This is a genomic window from Daejeonella sp. AP26, from assembly GCF_056680515.1.
The window spans coordinates 4,557,026-4,574,406 of record NZ_CM155286.1 but is presented as its reverse complement, the minus strand read 5'-3'; the positions used below and the strand labels follow the sequence as shown (position 1 = coordinate 4,574,406).

Genomic DNA, 17,381 nt, shown 5'->3' with positions numbered 1-17,381 from the left:
ATTAATATCGGTTTAGAACGTCAATAACAAAATCAACATTTTTATCCGGCAGTTCAGCATACATGGGTAACGATAAACAGTGATTAGCCAGGTATTCCGAATTGGGAAGGTCTCCTTCCTGATAGCCAAGATTTTGATACGCTTTTTGTAAGTGACATGGAACCGGATAATGCAACCCTGGAAATATTTGATGGTCATTGAGGTATTGAAGCAGCGCGCTCCTATCCGCAGTGGTTATTACAAATAAGTGATAAATTGAATCTGCCCACTCCGGTTGTTTCTGTAACTGAATCTGAGGATTTACTATTTGCTGTTGATATTTTTTTGCTATACGTTTTCTGCGGTCATTCCATTCGTCGATGTATTTTAATTTTACAGTTAAGGAACCCGCCTCCAATCCGCCCATTCGCATATTGAATCCAATCTCATTGTGAAAATAACGAACGTTTGATCCGTGATTTCTTAAACTCTTCAAATGATCGTAGTAAGGCTCAAAATTGGTGGTAATTCCACCGGCTTCTCCACAAGCTCCCAGATTTTTGCCAGGATAAAAGCTAAAGCAAGCCATCTCCCCAAAACCTCCTACTCGTTTGCCCCTGTACTCCGCGCCTTGAGCCTGGGCAGCATCTTCAATCAGAAAAAGCTGGTGTTTACTGCAAAGCCTGGTTAACGCATCCACATCAAAAGGTTGTCCATAAAGATGCACGCCGATCACTGCCTTGGTCTTTGCGGTAATTCTGGATTCTATTTTTTCAACGTCAATTTGCCACGTATCGGCCGTACAATCCACGAACACAGGTACTGCTCCTGTGTATGATACACTCCACGCGGTTGCAATAAAGGTATTAGCAGGAACAATTACTTCATCACCGGCTCCGATGCCTAATGCCAGCATGGCCAGATGCAACGCCGAAGTGCCATTATTTACGCTTACAGCATACTGAGTGTCGCAAAAAACAGCAAAGTTTTTTTCAAACTCTTCGACAAACGGCCCTCCTGAAAATGCCGCGTTATCATATACCTGCTCAAAAATACTGAACACCTCATTCTTAATTTGCTCATGCTGCCCCTTAAGGTCCAGACAGCAAATTTTGTCTTGCAACTCTAAATTTATCATCATCTTGGAGTTCAATTTTTCTTCATAATCCGCGCAGGGTTACCGGCAACAACTGAATCGGCCGGTACACTTCGAGTCACAACAGAACCGGCGCCAATTATCGCCCTTTCGCCAATGCGTATACCACAAAGAATAGTTACACTGGAGCCAATAGAAGCGCCTTGCTCCACATGAGTTTCAATGCAGACCCAGTCATTGTCTGTCTGAAGATTTCCATTTTCAGCTGTTGCCCTTGGATATTTGTCATTAATGAAAGTGACATTATGACCAATAAATACGTTATCGGCAATATGCACCCCTTCGCATATAAATGAATGACTTGAAATTTTACAATGTCTTCCTATGGTTGCGCCTTTCTGTATTTCTACAAAACTCCCGATTTTGGAACCATCACCAATAGTGCAACCATAAGCATTTACGAAATTGAATATCTGTACATCTTGCCCGATGGTAACGTCTTTTAAGCATTGCTCTCCGGTATTTATCGTGATAGTCTCCATGTCAATTTATTAAGGCTTCTTTCTCTGGTTGTTTAAGCTTAACAGGGCAGCGTAATAAAACTTCGCAACCGTTATGTTTTATAGAGTGATTAGAGGCTTCCAGGATGTTCACCACATCTAAACCGAGTTGGCTTGAAGATCTGGGTTGACTTCCCTCTTTGATACAGGTAATAAAGTCATTAACCATCCCTAAAAGCGCTTCTGTGGTACTTACTTTCGGAACATGAATATCCCCGGTACGATAGTCGACCATGACATTCTTCTTATCCTCGTCAGTTGTTTGAACGTAGCAAGTATCATATACTTTAATTTTCTCGGTGGGCTCCAGATCATTATATAGGATCATTCTTTCATCCCCGCCTATCAGCATCATTCGTACCTTAACCGGGCTCGTCCAGGAGCAATTGAAATGCGCAATAAATCCTGAGTTATAATTAACGGTTAAATAGGCTATGTTCTCAATTGAGTTATGGGTATGGGTAATTCCCGTTGCGTTAACACTATACGGCTGTTCTCCAATGAGGTAACTAAGTATAGAAATGTCATGCGGAGCCAGATCCCACAGAACATTTACATCATTTTGAAATAGGCCTAAATTGATCCTAGTAGAATCCAGATACTTGACATTTCCCAGCTCGCGACATTCTATTAAGGACTTCATCTTCTCCACCGCCCCGGTATAAAGGAAGGTATGATCAACCATTAATAATAGCCCTTTTTTTTCGGCAAGATCAATCAGGATTTCAGCTTCAAGTACTGAAGCGGTCATTGGCTTCTCTACTAGCACGTGCTTTCCTTCCAAAAGCGCTTGTTTCGCTAAATGAAAATGGCCAGATACGGGGGTAGCAATAATAATAGCGTCGATATCAGGATCATATATGATATCATCAGCATCTTTCACTCCTGCTATGCCCGGGAAATTCTTATATAACACAGCTAAGCGCTCAGGTCTCCCATCCGCAACAGACTTTATGCAGCAGTCGTTCACTGCAAAAAAGTTTCTAACCAGGTTAGGGCCCCAATAGCCATAGCCTATAATTCCGATATTGATCATACACCTATGTTTTATAAGTCAGTAATACAAAAGTTACGGTCTTGGGACAATGCAGCGGTGGAGTGAAGACGAACCTAGAGTTTTTGAGGTCCCGCGTTCAGGAGATTGAATAAGTTTTCTTATTCTTGAAATTTTAGTTGTTTTTGTAATATTTCAATTACTGGTTGAATCGTTATAGATATAAAAAGTAGCACGGTCCGGCAACCCGTCTTTTTTGTCCATCAAACGGGCTTCTTAATTTCCTTATCTATATAATCGAGCAGGCCAATAGGAGGCATATCAATTTTTTAACTGGAGAATCAGATGTCGTCCACCATCTTAAACAAGCATTAAGGCTCTTAAAACCTTTTCAAAAATTTTTGGAGACCTTCACCTATCCCAACGGTTTCTTCCCTGGTATAATATCCATAGTCGTATGTGGCTCCAGCGCTTTCAACACCGTTGAAAACAATATTCATCTTTTGTAGCTTGTGTTCTTTCCAAAGCTGATTTACTGACTCCAATTGGGATTTATAAGTATATCGCTGACGAATCACATACAGGTTCACATCACTAAAGCGAGCAACTACCATGGCATCTGTGACAACCAGAATAGGTGGTGTATCAATTAAAATTTCATCAAAATTTAATCGTAACCAACTGATTAATTCTTCCATTCCCAACTCTTCAAGCAGTTCTGACGGGTTTGGGGGAAGAGGACCTGTACCGATTATGAAAAGGTTTGGTGACACCCCAGAGGGTTGAATGATTTCTTCTTTTGAAGCACTTCCAATTAAGTAATCACTTAAACCGGTTGAATTGCTGAGGTTAAAAGACTTCATTATCGCCGGCTTTCTAAAATCAAGTTCGAGAATAATAGTTTTACGTCCAGCGTTGGCAAGCGCTAACCCAAGGTTACTGGTAACGAAACTTTTTCCTTCACCCGGCATACCCGAGGTCAATAACGTGATTCTTCCACCTTCCCTTTTGCCATGGGCATAAGTTAGGTTTGTACGTAGCGACCTGAACTGTTCCGTTATTAGTTTACCAGGAGCATCCTGGGTAACGATCTTACCAATAGTTTTTTGAAATGAGAGTTCACCCAGGATCGGCACAGAGACAGAAGATTGAATTTCCTTCCTGCTAACAACTCTATTATTAAGAGCCTCCCGGGCATAGATAAATGACGCTGGCAATATCAATCCAAGAATCAATGCGAGTGCATAGGTGTAAGGTCTGTTTACCCCTTCTTGTCCCACAGAGTAGGCAGAGTCTACAATTCGATTCTCTGAGATTGTTGATGCATAACTGACAGCCGCTTCCTCCCTCTTTTGCAATAAATAAATATAAAGGTCTTCCTTTATACTTTGCTGCCTCTTGATGCTAATGTATTCACGCTCCTGGCCGGGGATTTCCCGAATGGATGCTTTAAAGCTTGAATTGAAATTATTTAATTGATTTTGAGTAACTCTCAGTGAACTTTTAATACCCCTGATATTTTCTTCGATAGCTTTCTTTGTACTATTTATTTGTCTATTAATAGGTTGAAATATAGGGTTGCCTTCCGGAACGGTTGCGAGCAATTTATCCTTTTGAGACTCCAGACCCATCAGCTTATCAATCAGGTTGAGCAAAATTGGATCTGTTATTCCAACCGTAGCTGGAGCCATCTCAGAATTATCAGAAGATTTGATATATCGTTCAATTTCATTAATAACTTGAAACTGTAATTTGACCTCGTTTATCTTAGCATCATTTGCTTGTACATTATCTAAATAAATCGCTGACTTAGAAGAAATATCGGTCAACCCTCTGCTGCTTTTATAACCTTCCACATCTTTCTCAACTGACACCAATTCGCCTGTGATGGAGGCCAACCGGTCTTCAATAAATCGCAGGGTGCTGGCAGCAACCCTATTCTTATCGGTTATCGCAGCATTATTGTATACCACAATTAAACGATTCAATACATCCTCAGCCCTCTTAAGAATCAAGTCCCGGATGCTCAAAGCCACCACCGTAGATTGTTCCCTGGATAGCTCAGCATTTACAGCTCCAAGGTAACTGTGGGTAACAGCTATCGGATCATTAAGCGTAATGCGAATAGTACTTCCTATATAATTCTTCAACTCAGGAGTCCGATGCAATTGCCAGACGCCAAACCGGTTTTTGAGTTGAGACGTAAACGGATATTTAACTTTAGAATGTGGTTGCTTCAGATAAAATGAATTTTCATCTATTATGGTAATTTCTATTGTTTGCCCGGTGAGGGGTTCGGAGGGATTAACTAAGTTGAAACGAACAGGGGTTGCACCATAAATATCTTTTATGCGGAATTCACTAACGATATTATAAGTTGTCCATAACTGCAGATCTCTAACCACCTGTTCCATTAAAGTCTTCGATTTTAGGATTTCCATCTCATTCTCTATCATCTTCGAACCTTTAAAAAGGTCACGTTCTGACAGCGTACTTTCTGTATTTGCTCCATCCTTAATCAATAACTTAGCTTTTACAGAATATATAGGGTTGGACAGCTTAAGGTATATGAAAGCCAAGGTCAAACAAATACTAATGCTTAAAGCAAACAAAGGCCAGTGAAATAACATTTTGCTTAGCTTTTCCCGAATATTCACCGGCTTGATATCTTCACGATACTCTTCAAAATCTGAGTATGGTATTTTATCAATATTCATAATGGTACTTGTTAGATAACTATGGGAACAGTTTGTTATGAAATCACTTTTACATTTTCCTTTTCTGCGATCATGGAGTAGCCCAGTGAAGGGAGAATTACCCTTACTGTCCTGCTATTTACCTTAATTACTTTGGCCTCAAACTCCATAAATGGCCCATTTAAGATCCGCACCCTATCATTGACATTAACCTGTGTTCGCTCTATTCTGACATTAGTATATTCATTTAAAAAGCGTTTGATCAGTTCGATATCTTCATCCCGTATAATCGCAGGCCTTCCCAGCCAATAAACGAAATTCACTACTCCATCTATTTGTCGGACGTTCGTTTGCAATTTAGTGTTGACTTTTACAAAGACATATGAGGTGAACAGCGGCTCTTCAACCACCTTCTTCCTGTCACTCCATTGTTTCAAAACCTTATTAAGCGGGCAGTAATACTCCACATCGGTTCTGGATAAAAGGTCTGCTACCTTTTTTTCCCAACGTGGTTTTGTATAAACGGCATACCATTTTAAATCCATAATATCTTTGGCTTACTATAAGAGTTAAAGGTTAACCCCTTTATATGATTTACATATAACAGATCTATCTAAGAAGCTGAATAACGATAGCTGTGATAGATATGACAGATGCTACTATGTTAAATGTCTTCGAGGTAGCACCTATTTTACTTCTATCAGGTTGTACATAAATCAAATCATTGTTTTTTAGATAATAGTAGGGAGACTGAAAAACATTTTTGGTTAAATCGATTGGGATAAATTGCCTGTTACCATCTTGTTCCCTCACTAACAAAACGTTATTCCTTTTAGCAGTGAGCTGTAAATCTCCCGCCATACTCAACACTTCAGGAATCGTTATTTTCTCATTAGCAACGTTATACACTCCAGGATTTACCACATCGCCGATCACCGAAATTTTAAAATTCAGGATCCTTATATTTACAATGGGTTCTTTCAGATAGCTAAGTAGTTTCGTACGTAGTTGTTCTCTGAGTTCAGCGGTAGTTGAACCGGCAACCTTAAGGGAACCCAACATGGGGAAATTAATTGCACCGGAATGGTCTACCAGATACTGAGATCCCGTACTTAACCCACCTGTTCCGCCTGAGCTCGAGAATGAGAAAATCGCTGACGCTTCAGGGCTTAAGCTTGAAACATTAATTTCAAGGATATCCTCTGTCTGAATAGCAAGCGGAGCATAATTGTTTATCACCTCTTTATGTATAGATGATTTATCTAAATCTTGAAAATAGAGGACCTTTTTATAACTATTACAGCTAATTAATCCCACGGAAAGAAAGGCTAATATTGTTAAGGTTCTAAATACTCTATATCGGATGGCGCTTAAATAAAATAAGTTCTTCATATCCCTTAATAGTTAGTTACAGGCTTGGTTGTCATGTACCTTTCTACATCAACACGTTATTGACCAATACCAACGGCTTCGCCGCCCTCAGTCACAAACCAAGTATTAGAATAACAGTTATGAAAGTATCGGCTAGTAGAGTAAAGTGGCAAAAGAGTAAATAAATAGCTCTTTTTAACTAAATCAAGAATAGAAAAAATCCTAATAATAAATATTAATAACTTCTATTAATTTAAATTTAGATAAAATTAGCGTGAGCAAATTGGTTATTTGTGAATTGTGCAATATTTTCCCCAGGTGTAAAGGGTTTTCTCATTTACTATGATGCAAAAACAAATTAGTATGCAAAGTGTGAAGGAGGGGTGTAGATTTATCGTGGTGAACTTTTCACAATTAAGGCCGTGACAATTTCAGGAGGGAGCGATATTTCCTATTGCTCTTTTGTAGAGTTTAATCAGCCGGACTTAAGTAGTCCAAACACTGTTAATTTTACATCATTGTGAGTTCACCTCTTAAGTCGGTTTCCAATAGCCCGTTTATTTCCTCTCGCGACTTATTGGCACCCAGCAGAAACATAAGTTTAGTTACCGCAGCTTCAAAAGTCATATCGTAGCCACTTATCACACCCATATCCTTGAGTTCCTTACTGGTCTGATACCTCCCGAGCTCTACAGAGCCGACCGGGCACTGAGAAATGTCAAGCAGTATTCTGCCTGAGTCAATCGCCTGTCTGAGCAACCGTATAAACCATGGCTTAGTAGAGGTGTTTCCGGCACCAAATGTCTCCATGATGACCGCCTTGCAATCTGAAGTCAGAATAGCTTCTACAATCTGAATACCAATGCCGGGATATAATTTAAGCACAGCGATTGAACGATCCATACAGGTGTGTACCTTTAAATTTTCCTTTGGTGAAGGGAAGATTACTTTATCATTAAATTTCAGGTATACGCCGGCTTCAGCAAGTTTGGGATAATTAGGCGACCGAAAAGCGTCAAAATTAGTGGAATTATACTTAATGGTACGGTTACCGCGGAACAGCTGGTAGTCAAAATATATAGAAACTTCAGGTACCGTTGACTTGCCATCTTGCTTTGCTGCAGCAATCTGAAGAGCAGTAATTAAATTTTCTTTTGCGTCAGTCCGTATTTCATTGATGGGCAGTTGAGATCCCGTTAATACCACAGGCTTCTGCAGCCCTTCAAGCATGAAACTGAGGGCTGAGGCAGTAAACGCCATCGTATCAGAACCATGCAGAACGACAAATCCATCAAATTGCTCATACTCTTTCTCAATCAACTTTGCGATACCTATCCATATTTCCGGATCCATATTCGATGAATCAATGAGGGGGTCGAAAGAATGTACAGTCAATTTAAAGTCAAGACGTCTAAGTTCAGGAACGTTGTCAGTAATTTGCTCGAAATTGAAAGGCATAAGAACACCGGTTTCGGGATCATTGATCATCCCAATAGTTCCGCCTGTATAGATAATGAGTATCCTGGTCATCAAAGAGTTCTGCTTAAGGTTTAAGTGCCGAATAGGCGTTTTGAATTTTCGGTAGTGATGCGTGCTACCTCTTCGATAGATGTTAACTTTAAGTCGGCAACCTTTTGAGCAATATAAACGAGGTAACTGCTTTCATTTGGCTTACCCCTGTAAGGCACCGGAGTTAGGTAAGGCGAATCGGTTTCAAGAACCATATTTTCCAGGTCTATTTCAGCAACCACTTTATCCAAACCTGAGTTCTTATAGGTGACTACCCCACCAATGCCCAACAAAAAACCCAAATCGATTACCTTTTGAGCTTGCTCTGCAGATCCGGTGAAACAATGGAAAATTCCCCGAAGCTTTTGATCCTTCTCATGCTCAATAATCTCAAAGATCTCGTCAAAGGCATCGCGACAGTGGATTACAATGGGAAGATCCAATTCTTTTGCCCAGCCAATCTGCTTGATAAAAGCTTCCTGCTGAATAGGTAGTGTAGTTTTATCCCAATACAGATCGATCCCAATTTCGCCAATTGCATAAAACTTTTGACGGTCTATTGCAGTTCTGATCGCACCCAGTTCATCCTGATAGGCCATCGTATCACCGTCAGCAAACGGCTTCACATCGCAGGGATGCAGCCCAAGCATTGGAAAGCAATAATCTGGAAAATCAGCGCAAAGGCCATTAACCAGGGGAATAGTAGCAGTATTAACATTGGGCAAGAACAGCCTTTGAACATTGCTGTCCAAACACCTTTGCATTAGTTCCTTTCTCTTTTGCGGCTCAACTTCGTAATATAAATGGGTATGGGTATCTGTTAAGATCATGTCGCTAAAACTACAAAAAAGAGAACTCAGATGAATGGGATTTCAGTTATTGATAAGAAGTCCTTAGATAATGGAAGGGCAGGGTAATGATCTCGAAATAGCAAGGGCCTATCTTAGCCATGTCGACAATGTTTCTAATTATATCTCAATTGATTTTTCATTAAGGGTTCATAGAGGTTGGCTAGTAATATACTACTAGCAGACTACTAGGAAACCCCTAGCAAACCCCTAGGAAACCCCTAAGAAACCGAGAACAGAGCCGATGATGGGTAAAGCAGGTTTGAAGCTCTTTTAACCAAGCAAAAAAAAGCTGAGAGTTGCAAATAAAATCAGCAATGAGGTTGATAGAGGCCTGTGCAACCAAAAGATAAATCTCCGCCCAGCGTGTGCGTATAGCAAATAATATCAGCCTTAAAGCAGGAAGTTTCTAATTTAAATTAAGCCGCCGGGGCTGGCAAAAAATTAGAATACTCCTTACACTAAAAGACCCATCCAGAATAATCAGTAAGGTGATCTTAAAACACAAAAAAAGCCGCCCCGAACTATGTTCGGGGCGGCTTTAGCTTAATTTGCTTTAAAAAAATTATCTAACCGGGACTGCTGATGGGCTTGCCGGAGCTGCTCCACCTTTAGCGGGAATGATCTTTACGATGTCGATCTCAAACACTAATGGCGTGTATGGAGCGATACCCTGGCTTCCTTGTTCGCCATAAGCTAATTTAGAAGGTAAGATCAGTTTAGCCTTCGTTCCCTGTGGGAATAGCATCAGGCCTTCTTCAAACCCCGGTATAGAACCATTCATGCCTACAGGCATTTTTAACGGCTCGTAGGGGCGCTGCGCATTAAATGTTCCTTCTTTTTTGGCGACTTCCAGAACACTGGTATCAAAAACTTTACCTGTTAGAAAACGTCCGGTGTAATTAACCAAAACAGTGTCACCAGGGGCCGCTTTTGCACCGGCGCCTTCTTTAGTAACCACATAGTTTAGGCCAGAGGTAGTAACAGTTGGCTTCTTACTTTCTTTAGCAACATATGCGTTGAATTTAGAAGCTTCGCCATTTTTGGCTTTGTCCATCTCAGTCTTCAGGTATCCGTCAATTTGGGTGCGAAAAACACTGTCAGTAAGTTTTCCTTTTGGAATAACCTTATCAACCTTGATTGTATAGATCAGGTATTTTGAAGTGGTGTCAGCCGGTTTTGGACGTCCCATTTTAGTCACCATCGAGTCGATGTTGATTTTAAATGTTGCACTATCACCTTCGCTTAACAAAGCTAAAGCTCCAAAAAGGTCTCCTTTGAATAACGATTTCTCTTTGATCAGTAAAGACGGACGGTCATAATCGTATGAGCTGTATAATACAGAGTCACCTTCAGTTTTCTCCGTTGCATTAAACGCTACAAAGTCTCCGTCTTTAATAGTTTCCCCACTTTTATCCTCGTGAAGTTTATACATCATATCTCCCTCACCTTTTTCATACTGCTTACAGCTGGATAATCCCAGTACTGCAACCCCTAAAATGATTACTATTTTTTTCATTTTCTTATTTAATTTTTAGCGCTTTTCCGCTTTTCACGGTCCCAATATACTGGTTTCGCCGGTTTATTATTAAAATTTAACTATTGAACTAATAATGTTTTGTATTCTGGTAAGATTGTTTTGAACTTTTCTACTGTCTGATCCAGACTCTCGTCTGAAAATCCGCCAGCTGCATTACGATGGCCGCCACCATTAAAATATTTCTTACAAATCTCATTCGCCGGAAAATCGCCTGTAGAACGCAGGGAAAGCTTTACGCGATCTTTGCGTTCAACAATTAAGGCAGCTAATTTAATCCCGTTGATGGAAAGAGCGTAATTAACAACGCCTTCAGTATCTCCGGTTGTGATTTGAAAGTTTTTGAGATCTTCTTTTGTGACTGTAATCAAGGCGGCGTTGTACTCCGTGAAAACTTCAAGCTTATTAATCAGGCAGTGACCAAGAAACCGCAGCCTGTTCTCTGAAAAGTTATCATAAACCATTTGATGGATCCGCGAATTCTCTGCCCCGCAGGTAATCAGATCGGCAACAATATGGTGCACCTCGGCGGTGGTGTTTGGAAAACGGAATGACCCGGAATCTGTCATAATGCCGGTATACAAACAGGTCGCTACGTCTTTATTGATCAAATGCTTCTCGCCCATCAGGTTTACAATAAAATCATATACAAGCTGAGCACTTGCACAGGCGTTTATTGACCAGTGACGAAAATCATCGAACCCTTCAGGCTCCAGATGATGATCAATCATCACCTTTACAGCCTTGGACTGACGAACAAATTCGCCCAGTTCATTGATCCGCGAAAGCGCATTAAAGTCGAGGCAGAAAATAATATCAGCAGCGGCGACTAACACTTCGGATTCACTTGGTTTTTCAGTATAAATAATTACCTCCGGATTATTAGGCATCCATTGAAGGAATGTAGGATAGTCTGTCGGTGTGATTACCCGCACCTGGTGACCCTTCTGAATCAGATAGTTATATAAACCCAGGGATGAGCCCATCGCATCTCCATCAGGTTTATGATGGGTGGTTATAACTATATGACGTGGTTCGTTTAAAAGTTCTTTGAGCTGGGCTAATTCTAACATGCAATTTAAAAGAAATGCAAAGCTATTAAAATAACTGATGTGACAAGTGCTGATTTTAGAAATGCTTTTGCATGTGGTTTATTAACAGTAGTTTTGCAGCGATTTTTGAAAAAACATAAAATGGCAACAAACAGAACTTTTACCATGATTAAGCCTGATGCAGTAGCAAACGGCCACACCGGAGCAATCTTAGACGATATTATTAAAGGGGGGTTCAAAATCGTAGCCTTAAAACTTACCAGCTTGAGCAATGCAAAAGCAGGCGAGTTTTACGAAGTACACGCTGAGCGTCCTTTTTACAATGATCTTGTGAGCTTTATGTCTTCAGGACCAATTGTAGCAGCTATCTTAGAAAAAGAAAATGCAATTGAAGATTTCCGTACCCTCATTGGTGCAACCGACCCTTTGAAAGCTGACGCAGGTACTATCCGTAATAAATACGCGAAATCAATTGATGCTAATGCAATTCACGGTTCGGATTCTGACGAAAATGCCCAAATAGAAGGAAATTTCTTCTTTTCGGCATTTGAGCGCTTCTAACCTCCCCTTACCCTCTGCTATGGAGAGGGCTTCTAGAATAACCCTCTCTTAATTGAGAGGGTTGTTTCAGCATATTATCTAAATACTCCAATTCCATTAGTTGTAATGAAAATCCTTCAGCGCCGTTATTTTATATTCTTTTTGGTGATGCTGATAGTGCCGGCAGGTATATCATACCTGGCAGGATTTGACACTAATGTTGACTACTTGTTTTTTCTGAAAGCTTTCGCGATTGCTTTCTTTCTGACTGTTCTGTATTACCTGATGGTGAAAAATTATTCGGAACGTGCTCAGCGATGATTAGAGAAATATAATCTCGTCAATTACCGGGCTTCCGGCTTTTTCGTTCATCTTATCAATGATGTTTGAGCGCATCATAACCAATTCATTCTTTATTACCGCTGATTCTATCCGAACAAACAACTTTCGGTCGCGGATAAAGATATCCTTGGTACGGTTAGCTATGGCCATGCCCATCATTTCTGGCCAGGCGACCACCAGCGAGGTTTCGTCAAACTTCCGCTTAAGCTTGTAAACTTTCAGCATTTGTTCAATTGCATCTTTTATCGGTTTATCGTTTGTGCGGCCCATGGAGGATAGTAGTCAGATTAAGGAGTAAGGAGCAAAGAACAAAGATAAAGAATGAGATATGGATTAAAGGGCAGAGTTAAAAGATTCGCGCTTTCTACTCTTTTATTCCTTGATCCTTACTCCTTGTTCTTTATTTGATTCCACTTCACCCTTCTCTATATCGAAGATTTTGACGGGACAGTCAATCTGATTAAATATACTTTCAATGCGTTTGCGACTGGTATCGGTAATAAAGATCTGTCCGAAATCTTTGTCGGAAACCATCTTCATCAGCTTTCGTGTTCGGTTTTCATCCAACTTATCGAAAATATCATCGAGCAGCAGTAAAGGCTTAAAACCCTTTTGTTTCTGCAAAAAAGTATATTGCGCAAGCTTTAAAGCGATAAGAAATGACTTTTGCTGCCCTTGAGAACCAAACTTTTTTAAGGGCATTCCACCAATACTAAATACAAGGTCATCCTTATGGATCCCTACAGTAGTGCGTTCCAGAATGCGATCTTTTTCTAGCGTTTGCTTAAGCAGTTCAGCAAAATCAGACTTTATTAATGGCGATTCGTATACCAGCTCTACACTTTCTGCGTCTTCACTTAAATAGCGATAATGCTGATTAAATATCTTTGTAAAGGCCCCCATGAACGCACAGCGTTTGGCAAATATCCGGTTTCCTGATAGTACCAGCTGCGAATCATAGATATCCAATAATTCCGGATCATACTTGCCAGACACTGCGATTTGCTTTAACAAGGCATTCCGGGTTTGAAGATTCCGGTTATATAAGATGAGTTCGTCGAGGTAAGCGTGATCCGTTTGTGAGATTGCATTATCAATAAATCTCCGACGCTCTTCGCTACCTTCAATTATAATGCTGATGTCGTTAGGTGAGATCATCACCAGCGGAAAAAGGCCAATGTGGTCAGCCAATCGCTGATATTCTTTTTTGTTGCGCTTAAACTGTTTCTTCTGCCCTCGCTTTAAACCACAAGAGATAACTTCATCCTGTTTGTCGCGGTCGAAGATCCCCTGCACCAAAAAAAAGTCGTGGTTATGCCTGATCTGCTGACCGTCAATGGGGTTAAAGTAACTTTTGCAAAGTGAGAGGTAGTGGATGGCGTCAAGCAGATTGGTTTTGCCTGCTCCGTTATTACCGGTAAAGGCGTTTACCGCTGCGGAAAAGTTTAATTCTGCTTCAGAATAGTTCTTAAAGTTTAAAATAGACAATTTTTGAAGCCACATGACAGGGAAGCAAATTTAGTGTTTTTAAGCCCGTTTAGCTAAGCATAAAAAGAATTAACAGCATATACCAATTATAAGTTGATACTTAGCACTAAAAATGTATTTTTGCAATCTTCAATTTTTTAACACAAATGTCAAAACAACAAAAAGAAACTCTGCTGGAAACTCAGACTCCACTTGCAACATCTGGTAAGTTCATGCAGGAAAATGCTAAAAGCTTAGCGGTTATTGGCGGAGCTATCGTAGCACTTATTTTATTATATTTTGGTTACCAAAAATTTTACCTGGCGCCAAGAGCTGAAAAAGCAGCAAATGAAATGTTCAGAGCTGAGCAGTATGCTTCAAGCGATTCTCTGACTGACAAAGCTATAAAAGGCGACGGTTCTTATCCTGGCTTTGAAACTATTGCCAATGAGTATTCTAATACGAAGTCAGCTAATATTGCCAATGCTTATTTAGGTGGTTTATATTTGAAAAAAGGTGAATTCCAAAAAGCGGTAGATGCTTTAGGCGAATACAGCAGTACAGGAAGCCCGGTGATCGATCCCCTGGTATTAGGCATGCTGGGTGATGGCTACAGTGAATTAAAAGATTATGGCCAAGCCATTACTTATTACAAAAAAGCAGCTGATAAAGGAAAGAATGGATTTACCTCTCCTATATATCTAAAAAAGTTAGGCCTCGTGTACGAAGAGCAGAAGGAATTCAAATCTGCAGAAGATGCTTATCAAAAGATTAAGACTGATTATCCTGAAAGTCAGGAAGCAACAGTTATCGATACTTATATTGCGCGGGCGCAAGCACGTCAGTAAATAAAAACATTCGACGATTTAAAATGGTTGCCCGGATATCTGGCAGCCATTTATTATTTTAAGCCATGGCCACACACCTTAAAAATTTATCAGATTTCTCGAATCTGGAGATTCCTTCAGCAAAGACATTCCGTTTTGCCATAGTTGTATCTCAATGGAATGAAGATGTAACCGGCGCGTTGTACCGCGGGGCATATGATACACTGCTTAAGCACGAGGCTCAGGAGGAGAATATTGTCACGCTGCAAGTTCCGGGCAGTTATGAATTGACGTCAGCAGCAGACATGCTTTTAACGTCGAAAAATTATAATGCAGTTATTTGCCTGGGCTGCGTTATACAAGGGGAAACCCGGCATTTTGATTTTATTTGCGATGCAGTGGCTAACGGAATTTCGAATGTTTCAATTAAACACAACAAACCGGTAATATTTGGCGTATTAACGACCGATAACCTACAACAGGCAGTTGACAGAGCAGGTGGTCGGCATGGTAATAAAGGCGAGGAAGCGGCAGTGACTGCAATCAAGATGGCCTATATTCAACATAGCCTGGTTGTGTAGCGTTTTAGTGTTGGATAATCCCTAAAAAAAAATTAGTTTTATAAAACTGCAAATCATTATGAAAAGATTGGTATTCGGAATTCTTGCCTTGCTTATAGCAACAACTGTCTTAGAATCTTGCTCTTCTAAGCTCTGTCCGGCATATGGTTCATATCCCAACAACCGTAAATCTTAACTTAGAATGCCGGACTTCGGATTTCTATAAAGAACGGCTTGCAGATAAGTGTTCCCAATCCAGAGGCAGATGAAAAATTTCATGATCGTCTTTTCAGCCAGACGATCGTTAATTGTTTTTATTTCAATTGAATTCCTTAACCATCTTAAATACTCGGGCAACCCGGCAGATGCTTCATATGATTGATTTAATTCGTTAGATCTGTTTCCGGAAGTTTTACCTTCAGTTTACAAAAAGTGTCCGGGACACCTCAACTGGTAGTTACCTTAAAGCAAATTTGACAATGAAAAAGATTTGTTTTGTTATTTCCATTATCTCAGTCTTATCGGGATGCGTAACCGGTCAAACTAAAGAAGATGTCATTGACAAAGTGTGGAATGCTGCCGGTGGTGAAAAAACCTGGAAGAACTCCCGCTTCCTTACCTTTGTTTTCGCACCGGAAAAGAACGGGAAGACTGTATTTAGACGCAGCCATCTATGGGACCGGTACACCGGTGACTATCGGTTCGAATCAAAGACCGCTGAAAATCAGACAGTATTAGTCCTTTTCAATGTCAACAATCAGAAAGGAAAATCTTTTATTAATGGGAAATCAGTCTCCGATTCTTTAAATACAGTTGAGATAAAAAAAGCTTACGGGCATTTCATCAATGATTCTTACTGGCTCCTGGCACCACTAAAATTGGAAGATCCGGGTGTATCGGTTACCCTCGACAGTCAGGAAGATATTGAAGGAACCTTGTGCGACGTGCTGCATCTTAATTTCGACAAGGTAGGCATCACGCCAGGCGATCAGTACTGGTTGTATGTCGATTCGGAAACAGGTGTGATCAAACGCTGGAAATTTTTATTGCAGGGCAAGAACGAACCGGGCATATTTAACTGGACAAAATACAAGGATCTGGGTGGCGGGCTTAAGTTATCAACCCGGAAAGAAAATATCAATGAAAACAACGCTATTACTTTTCCGGTTGCTAGTGTATTGATTAGTGTGGAACCAGAAAAATTTACTAAAAAATGAAGTGGACTCTCTTAGAAACCAAGGAACAGTTACAAGAAATTAAATTAAGCAACCAGTACTCGCTCATATTTAAGCATAGCACCCGCTGCTCTATCAGTATGATGGCTAAGAAAAGATTTGAACTGGACTGGGATGCTTTACCCGAAAATACAAACCTCTTTTTTCTTGATCTTATCCGCTATCGTGAAATCTCAAATTCTATAGCTGATATATTCGACGTACATCACGAATCACCTCAACTGTTGCTGATTAAAGACGGTGAATGTATCTATGAAAGCTCACATGGTGAGATCTCAGCTGAAGAAACAGCTGAACAAATTAGCTTAGCTTAACAGTCAAACTATTGTTCTGATACCCCGCCGAATTTAAAAACAACATTTTGTAATAAATCGGGATGTAAACTCTTCGCAACCGGGCAGGTTAGTGCTGCTCTTTTTAAAATAGTCTTTACTTTATCGGGGTAATCGCCTGCTGGCAGATTAAGGCTGATTTGAGTTTCGCTAACCCTGCGTGGATCAGAAGCCATTATTTTGGTTATTGAACAGGTTGTGCCATCCATATTTACGTTCTGTTCGCGAGCTGCCATCCCCATTATTGTGAGCATACAGCTGCCCAAAGCTGTTGCCAATAAATCAGATGGAGAAAAAGCCTCGCCTTTACCTTTATTATCTATCGGCGCATCTGTTATCAATTTATTTCCGGAGTTAACATGAGTAGCCTCAGTGCGCAGATCGCCGATGTACGTGGTTTCAATAGTTGCCATTGGATGTTGTGTCTTTGAATTTA

The 17,381-nt window shown here is 40.3% G+C and carries 19 protein-coding genes; 6 read left to right on the top strand and 13 right to left on the bottom strand.

The window, feature by feature from the left end:
- Position 1: 1 nt before the first annotated feature.
- The 10 genes from AC1MCB_RS19490 to AC1MCB_RS19445 form a co-directional block, all read right to left on the bottom strand.
- Positions 2 to 1,120, bottom strand: a complete 1,119-nt coding sequence (locus tag AC1MCB_RS19490) for a DegT/DnrJ/EryC1/StrS family aminotransferase (RefSeq protein ID WP_479966395.1) — start codon at positions 1,118 to 1,120, stop codon at positions 2 to 4.
- Between the two features lie 8 nt (positions 1,121 to 1,128).
- A complete protein-coding gene (locus AC1MCB_RS19485; RefSeq protein WP_479966394.1) occupies positions 1,129 to 1,617 on the bottom strand; it encodes an acyltransferase in 489 nt (162 codons plus the stop codon).
- 1 nt (position 1,618) lies between these two features.
- Entirely contained in the window at positions 1,619 to 2,671 is a 1,053-nt protein-coding gene (locus tag AC1MCB_RS19480; protein ID WP_479966393.1) for a Gfo/Idh/MocA family protein, read from the bottom strand.
- 338 nt (positions 2,672 to 3,009) lie between these two features.
- Positions 3,010 to 5,346, bottom strand: a complete 2,337-nt coding sequence (locus AC1MCB_RS19475; protein ID WP_479966392.1) for a GumC family protein — start codon at positions 5,344 to 5,346, stop codon at positions 3,010 to 3,012.
- A gap of 35 nt (positions 5,347 to 5,381) precedes the next feature.
- Positions 5,382 to 5,870, bottom strand: a complete 489-nt coding sequence (gene nusG, locus AC1MCB_RS19470) for a transcription termination/antitermination protein NusG (RefSeq protein WP_479966391.1) — start codon at positions 5,868 to 5,870, stop codon at positions 5,382 to 5,384.
- A gap of 64 nt (positions 5,871 to 5,934) precedes the next feature.
- Positions 5,935 to 6,717 carry a polysaccharide biosynthesis/export family protein gene (locus tag AC1MCB_RS19465; protein WP_479966390.1) on the bottom strand — a complete coding sequence of 261 codons (783 nt, stop codon included), beginning with the start codon at positions 6,715 to 6,717 and terminating at the stop codon, positions 5,935 to 5,937.
- 489 nt (positions 6,718 to 7,206) lie between these two features.
- Positions 7,207 to 8,226 carry an asparaginase gene (locus tag AC1MCB_RS19460; RefSeq protein WP_479966389.1) on the bottom strand — a complete coding sequence of 340 codons (1,020 nt, stop codon included), beginning with the start codon at positions 8,224 to 8,226 and terminating at the stop codon, positions 7,207 to 7,209.
- 20 nt (positions 8,227 to 8,246) lie between these two features.
- Positions 8,247 to 9,035 (bottom strand): TatD family hydrolase, encoded by a 789-nt coding sequence (locus AC1MCB_RS19455; protein WP_479966388.1) that lies wholly within the window; start codon positions 9,033 to 9,035, stop codon positions 8,247 to 8,249.
- Positions 9,036 to 9,618: 583 nt separating this feature from the next.
- Positions 9,619 to 10,572 (bottom strand): FKBP-type peptidyl-prolyl cis-trans isomerase, encoded by a 954-nt coding sequence (locus AC1MCB_RS19450; RefSeq protein WP_479966387.1) that lies wholly within the window; start codon positions 10,570 to 10,572, stop codon positions 9,619 to 9,621.
- Between the two features lie 80 nt (positions 10,573 to 10,652).
- Positions 10,653 to 11,663: a DHH family phosphoesterase gene (locus AC1MCB_RS19445; protein ID WP_479966386.1), complete on the bottom strand. Its 1,011-nt coding sequence runs from the start codon at positions 11,661 to 11,663 to the stop codon at positions 10,653 to 10,655.
- A 120-nt stretch (positions 11,664 to 11,783) separates the two neighbouring features.
- On the opposite strand from AC1MCB_RS19445, the gene AC1MCB_RS19440 reads away from it, so the two are divergent.
- The gene (locus AC1MCB_RS19440; protein ID WP_479968762.1) at positions 11,784 to 12,203 is read left to right on the top strand and encodes a nucleoside-diphosphate kinase; all 420 of its coding nucleotides are present in this window, start codon (positions 11,784 to 11,786) and stop codon (positions 12,201 to 12,203) included.
- Positions 12,204 to 12,308: 105 nt separating this feature from the next.
- Positions 12,309 to 12,503: a hypothetical protein gene (locus tag AC1MCB_RS19435; RefSeq protein ID WP_479966385.1), complete on the top strand. Its 195-nt coding sequence runs from the start codon at positions 12,309 to 12,311 to the stop codon at positions 12,501 to 12,503.
- Here the strand turns inward: AC1MCB_RS19435 and AC1MCB_RS19430 are convergent, their stop codons facing one another.
- Complete coding sequence (locus AC1MCB_RS19430) at positions 12,504 to 12,794, bottom strand: DciA family protein (RefSeq protein ID WP_479966384.1); 291 nt, start codon at positions 12,792 to 12,794, stop codon at positions 12,504 to 12,506.
- A 102-nt stretch (positions 12,795 to 12,896) separates the two neighbouring features.
- A complete protein-coding gene (gene recF, locus AC1MCB_RS19425) occupies positions 12,897 to 14,027 on the bottom strand; it encodes a DNA replication/repair protein RecF (protein ID WP_479966383.1) in 1,131 nt (376 codons plus the stop codon).
- A 131-nt stretch (positions 14,028 to 14,158) separates the two neighbouring features.
- Between recF and AC1MCB_RS19420 the strand changes: the two genes are divergently transcribed.
- The 4 genes from AC1MCB_RS19420 to ytxJ all read left to right on the top strand — a co-directional run bounded on the left by AC1MCB_RS19420 (position 14,159) and on the right by ytxJ (position 16,927).
- Positions 14,159 to 14,839 carry a tetratricopeptide repeat protein gene (locus AC1MCB_RS19420; RefSeq protein WP_479966382.1) on the top strand — a complete coding sequence of 227 codons (681 nt, stop codon included), beginning with the start codon at positions 14,159 to 14,161 and terminating at the stop codon, positions 14,837 to 14,839.
- A 65-nt stretch (positions 14,840 to 14,904) separates the two neighbouring features.
- A complete protein-coding gene (gene ribH, locus AC1MCB_RS19415) occupies positions 14,905 to 15,399 on the top strand; it encodes a 6,7-dimethyl-8-ribityllumazine synthase (protein ID WP_479966381.1) in 495 nt (164 codons plus the stop codon).
- A gap of 458 nt (positions 15,400 to 15,857) precedes the next feature.
- Positions 15,858 to 16,595: a hypothetical protein gene (locus AC1MCB_RS19410; RefSeq protein WP_479966380.1), complete on the top strand. Its 738-nt coding sequence runs from the start codon at positions 15,858 to 15,860 to the stop codon at positions 16,593 to 16,595.
- On the top strand, positions 16,592 to 16,927 hold the full coding sequence (ytxJ, locus tag AC1MCB_RS19405; protein ID WP_479966379.1) for a bacillithiol system redox-active protein YtxJ: 336 nt from the start codon (positions 16,592 to 16,594) through the stop codon (positions 16,925 to 16,927). The genes AC1MCB_RS19410 and ytxJ overlap by 4 nt, the downstream gene beginning before the upstream one ends.
- An 8-nt stretch (positions 16,928 to 16,935) precedes the next feature.
- On the opposite strand, the gene AC1MCB_RS19400 is transcribed toward ytxJ, so the two are convergent.
- Complete coding sequence (locus AC1MCB_RS19400; protein WP_479966378.1) at positions 16,936 to 17,358, bottom strand: OsmC family protein; 423 nt, start codon at positions 17,356 to 17,358, stop codon at positions 16,936 to 16,938.
- Positions 17,359 to 17,381 lie beyond the last annotated feature (23 nt).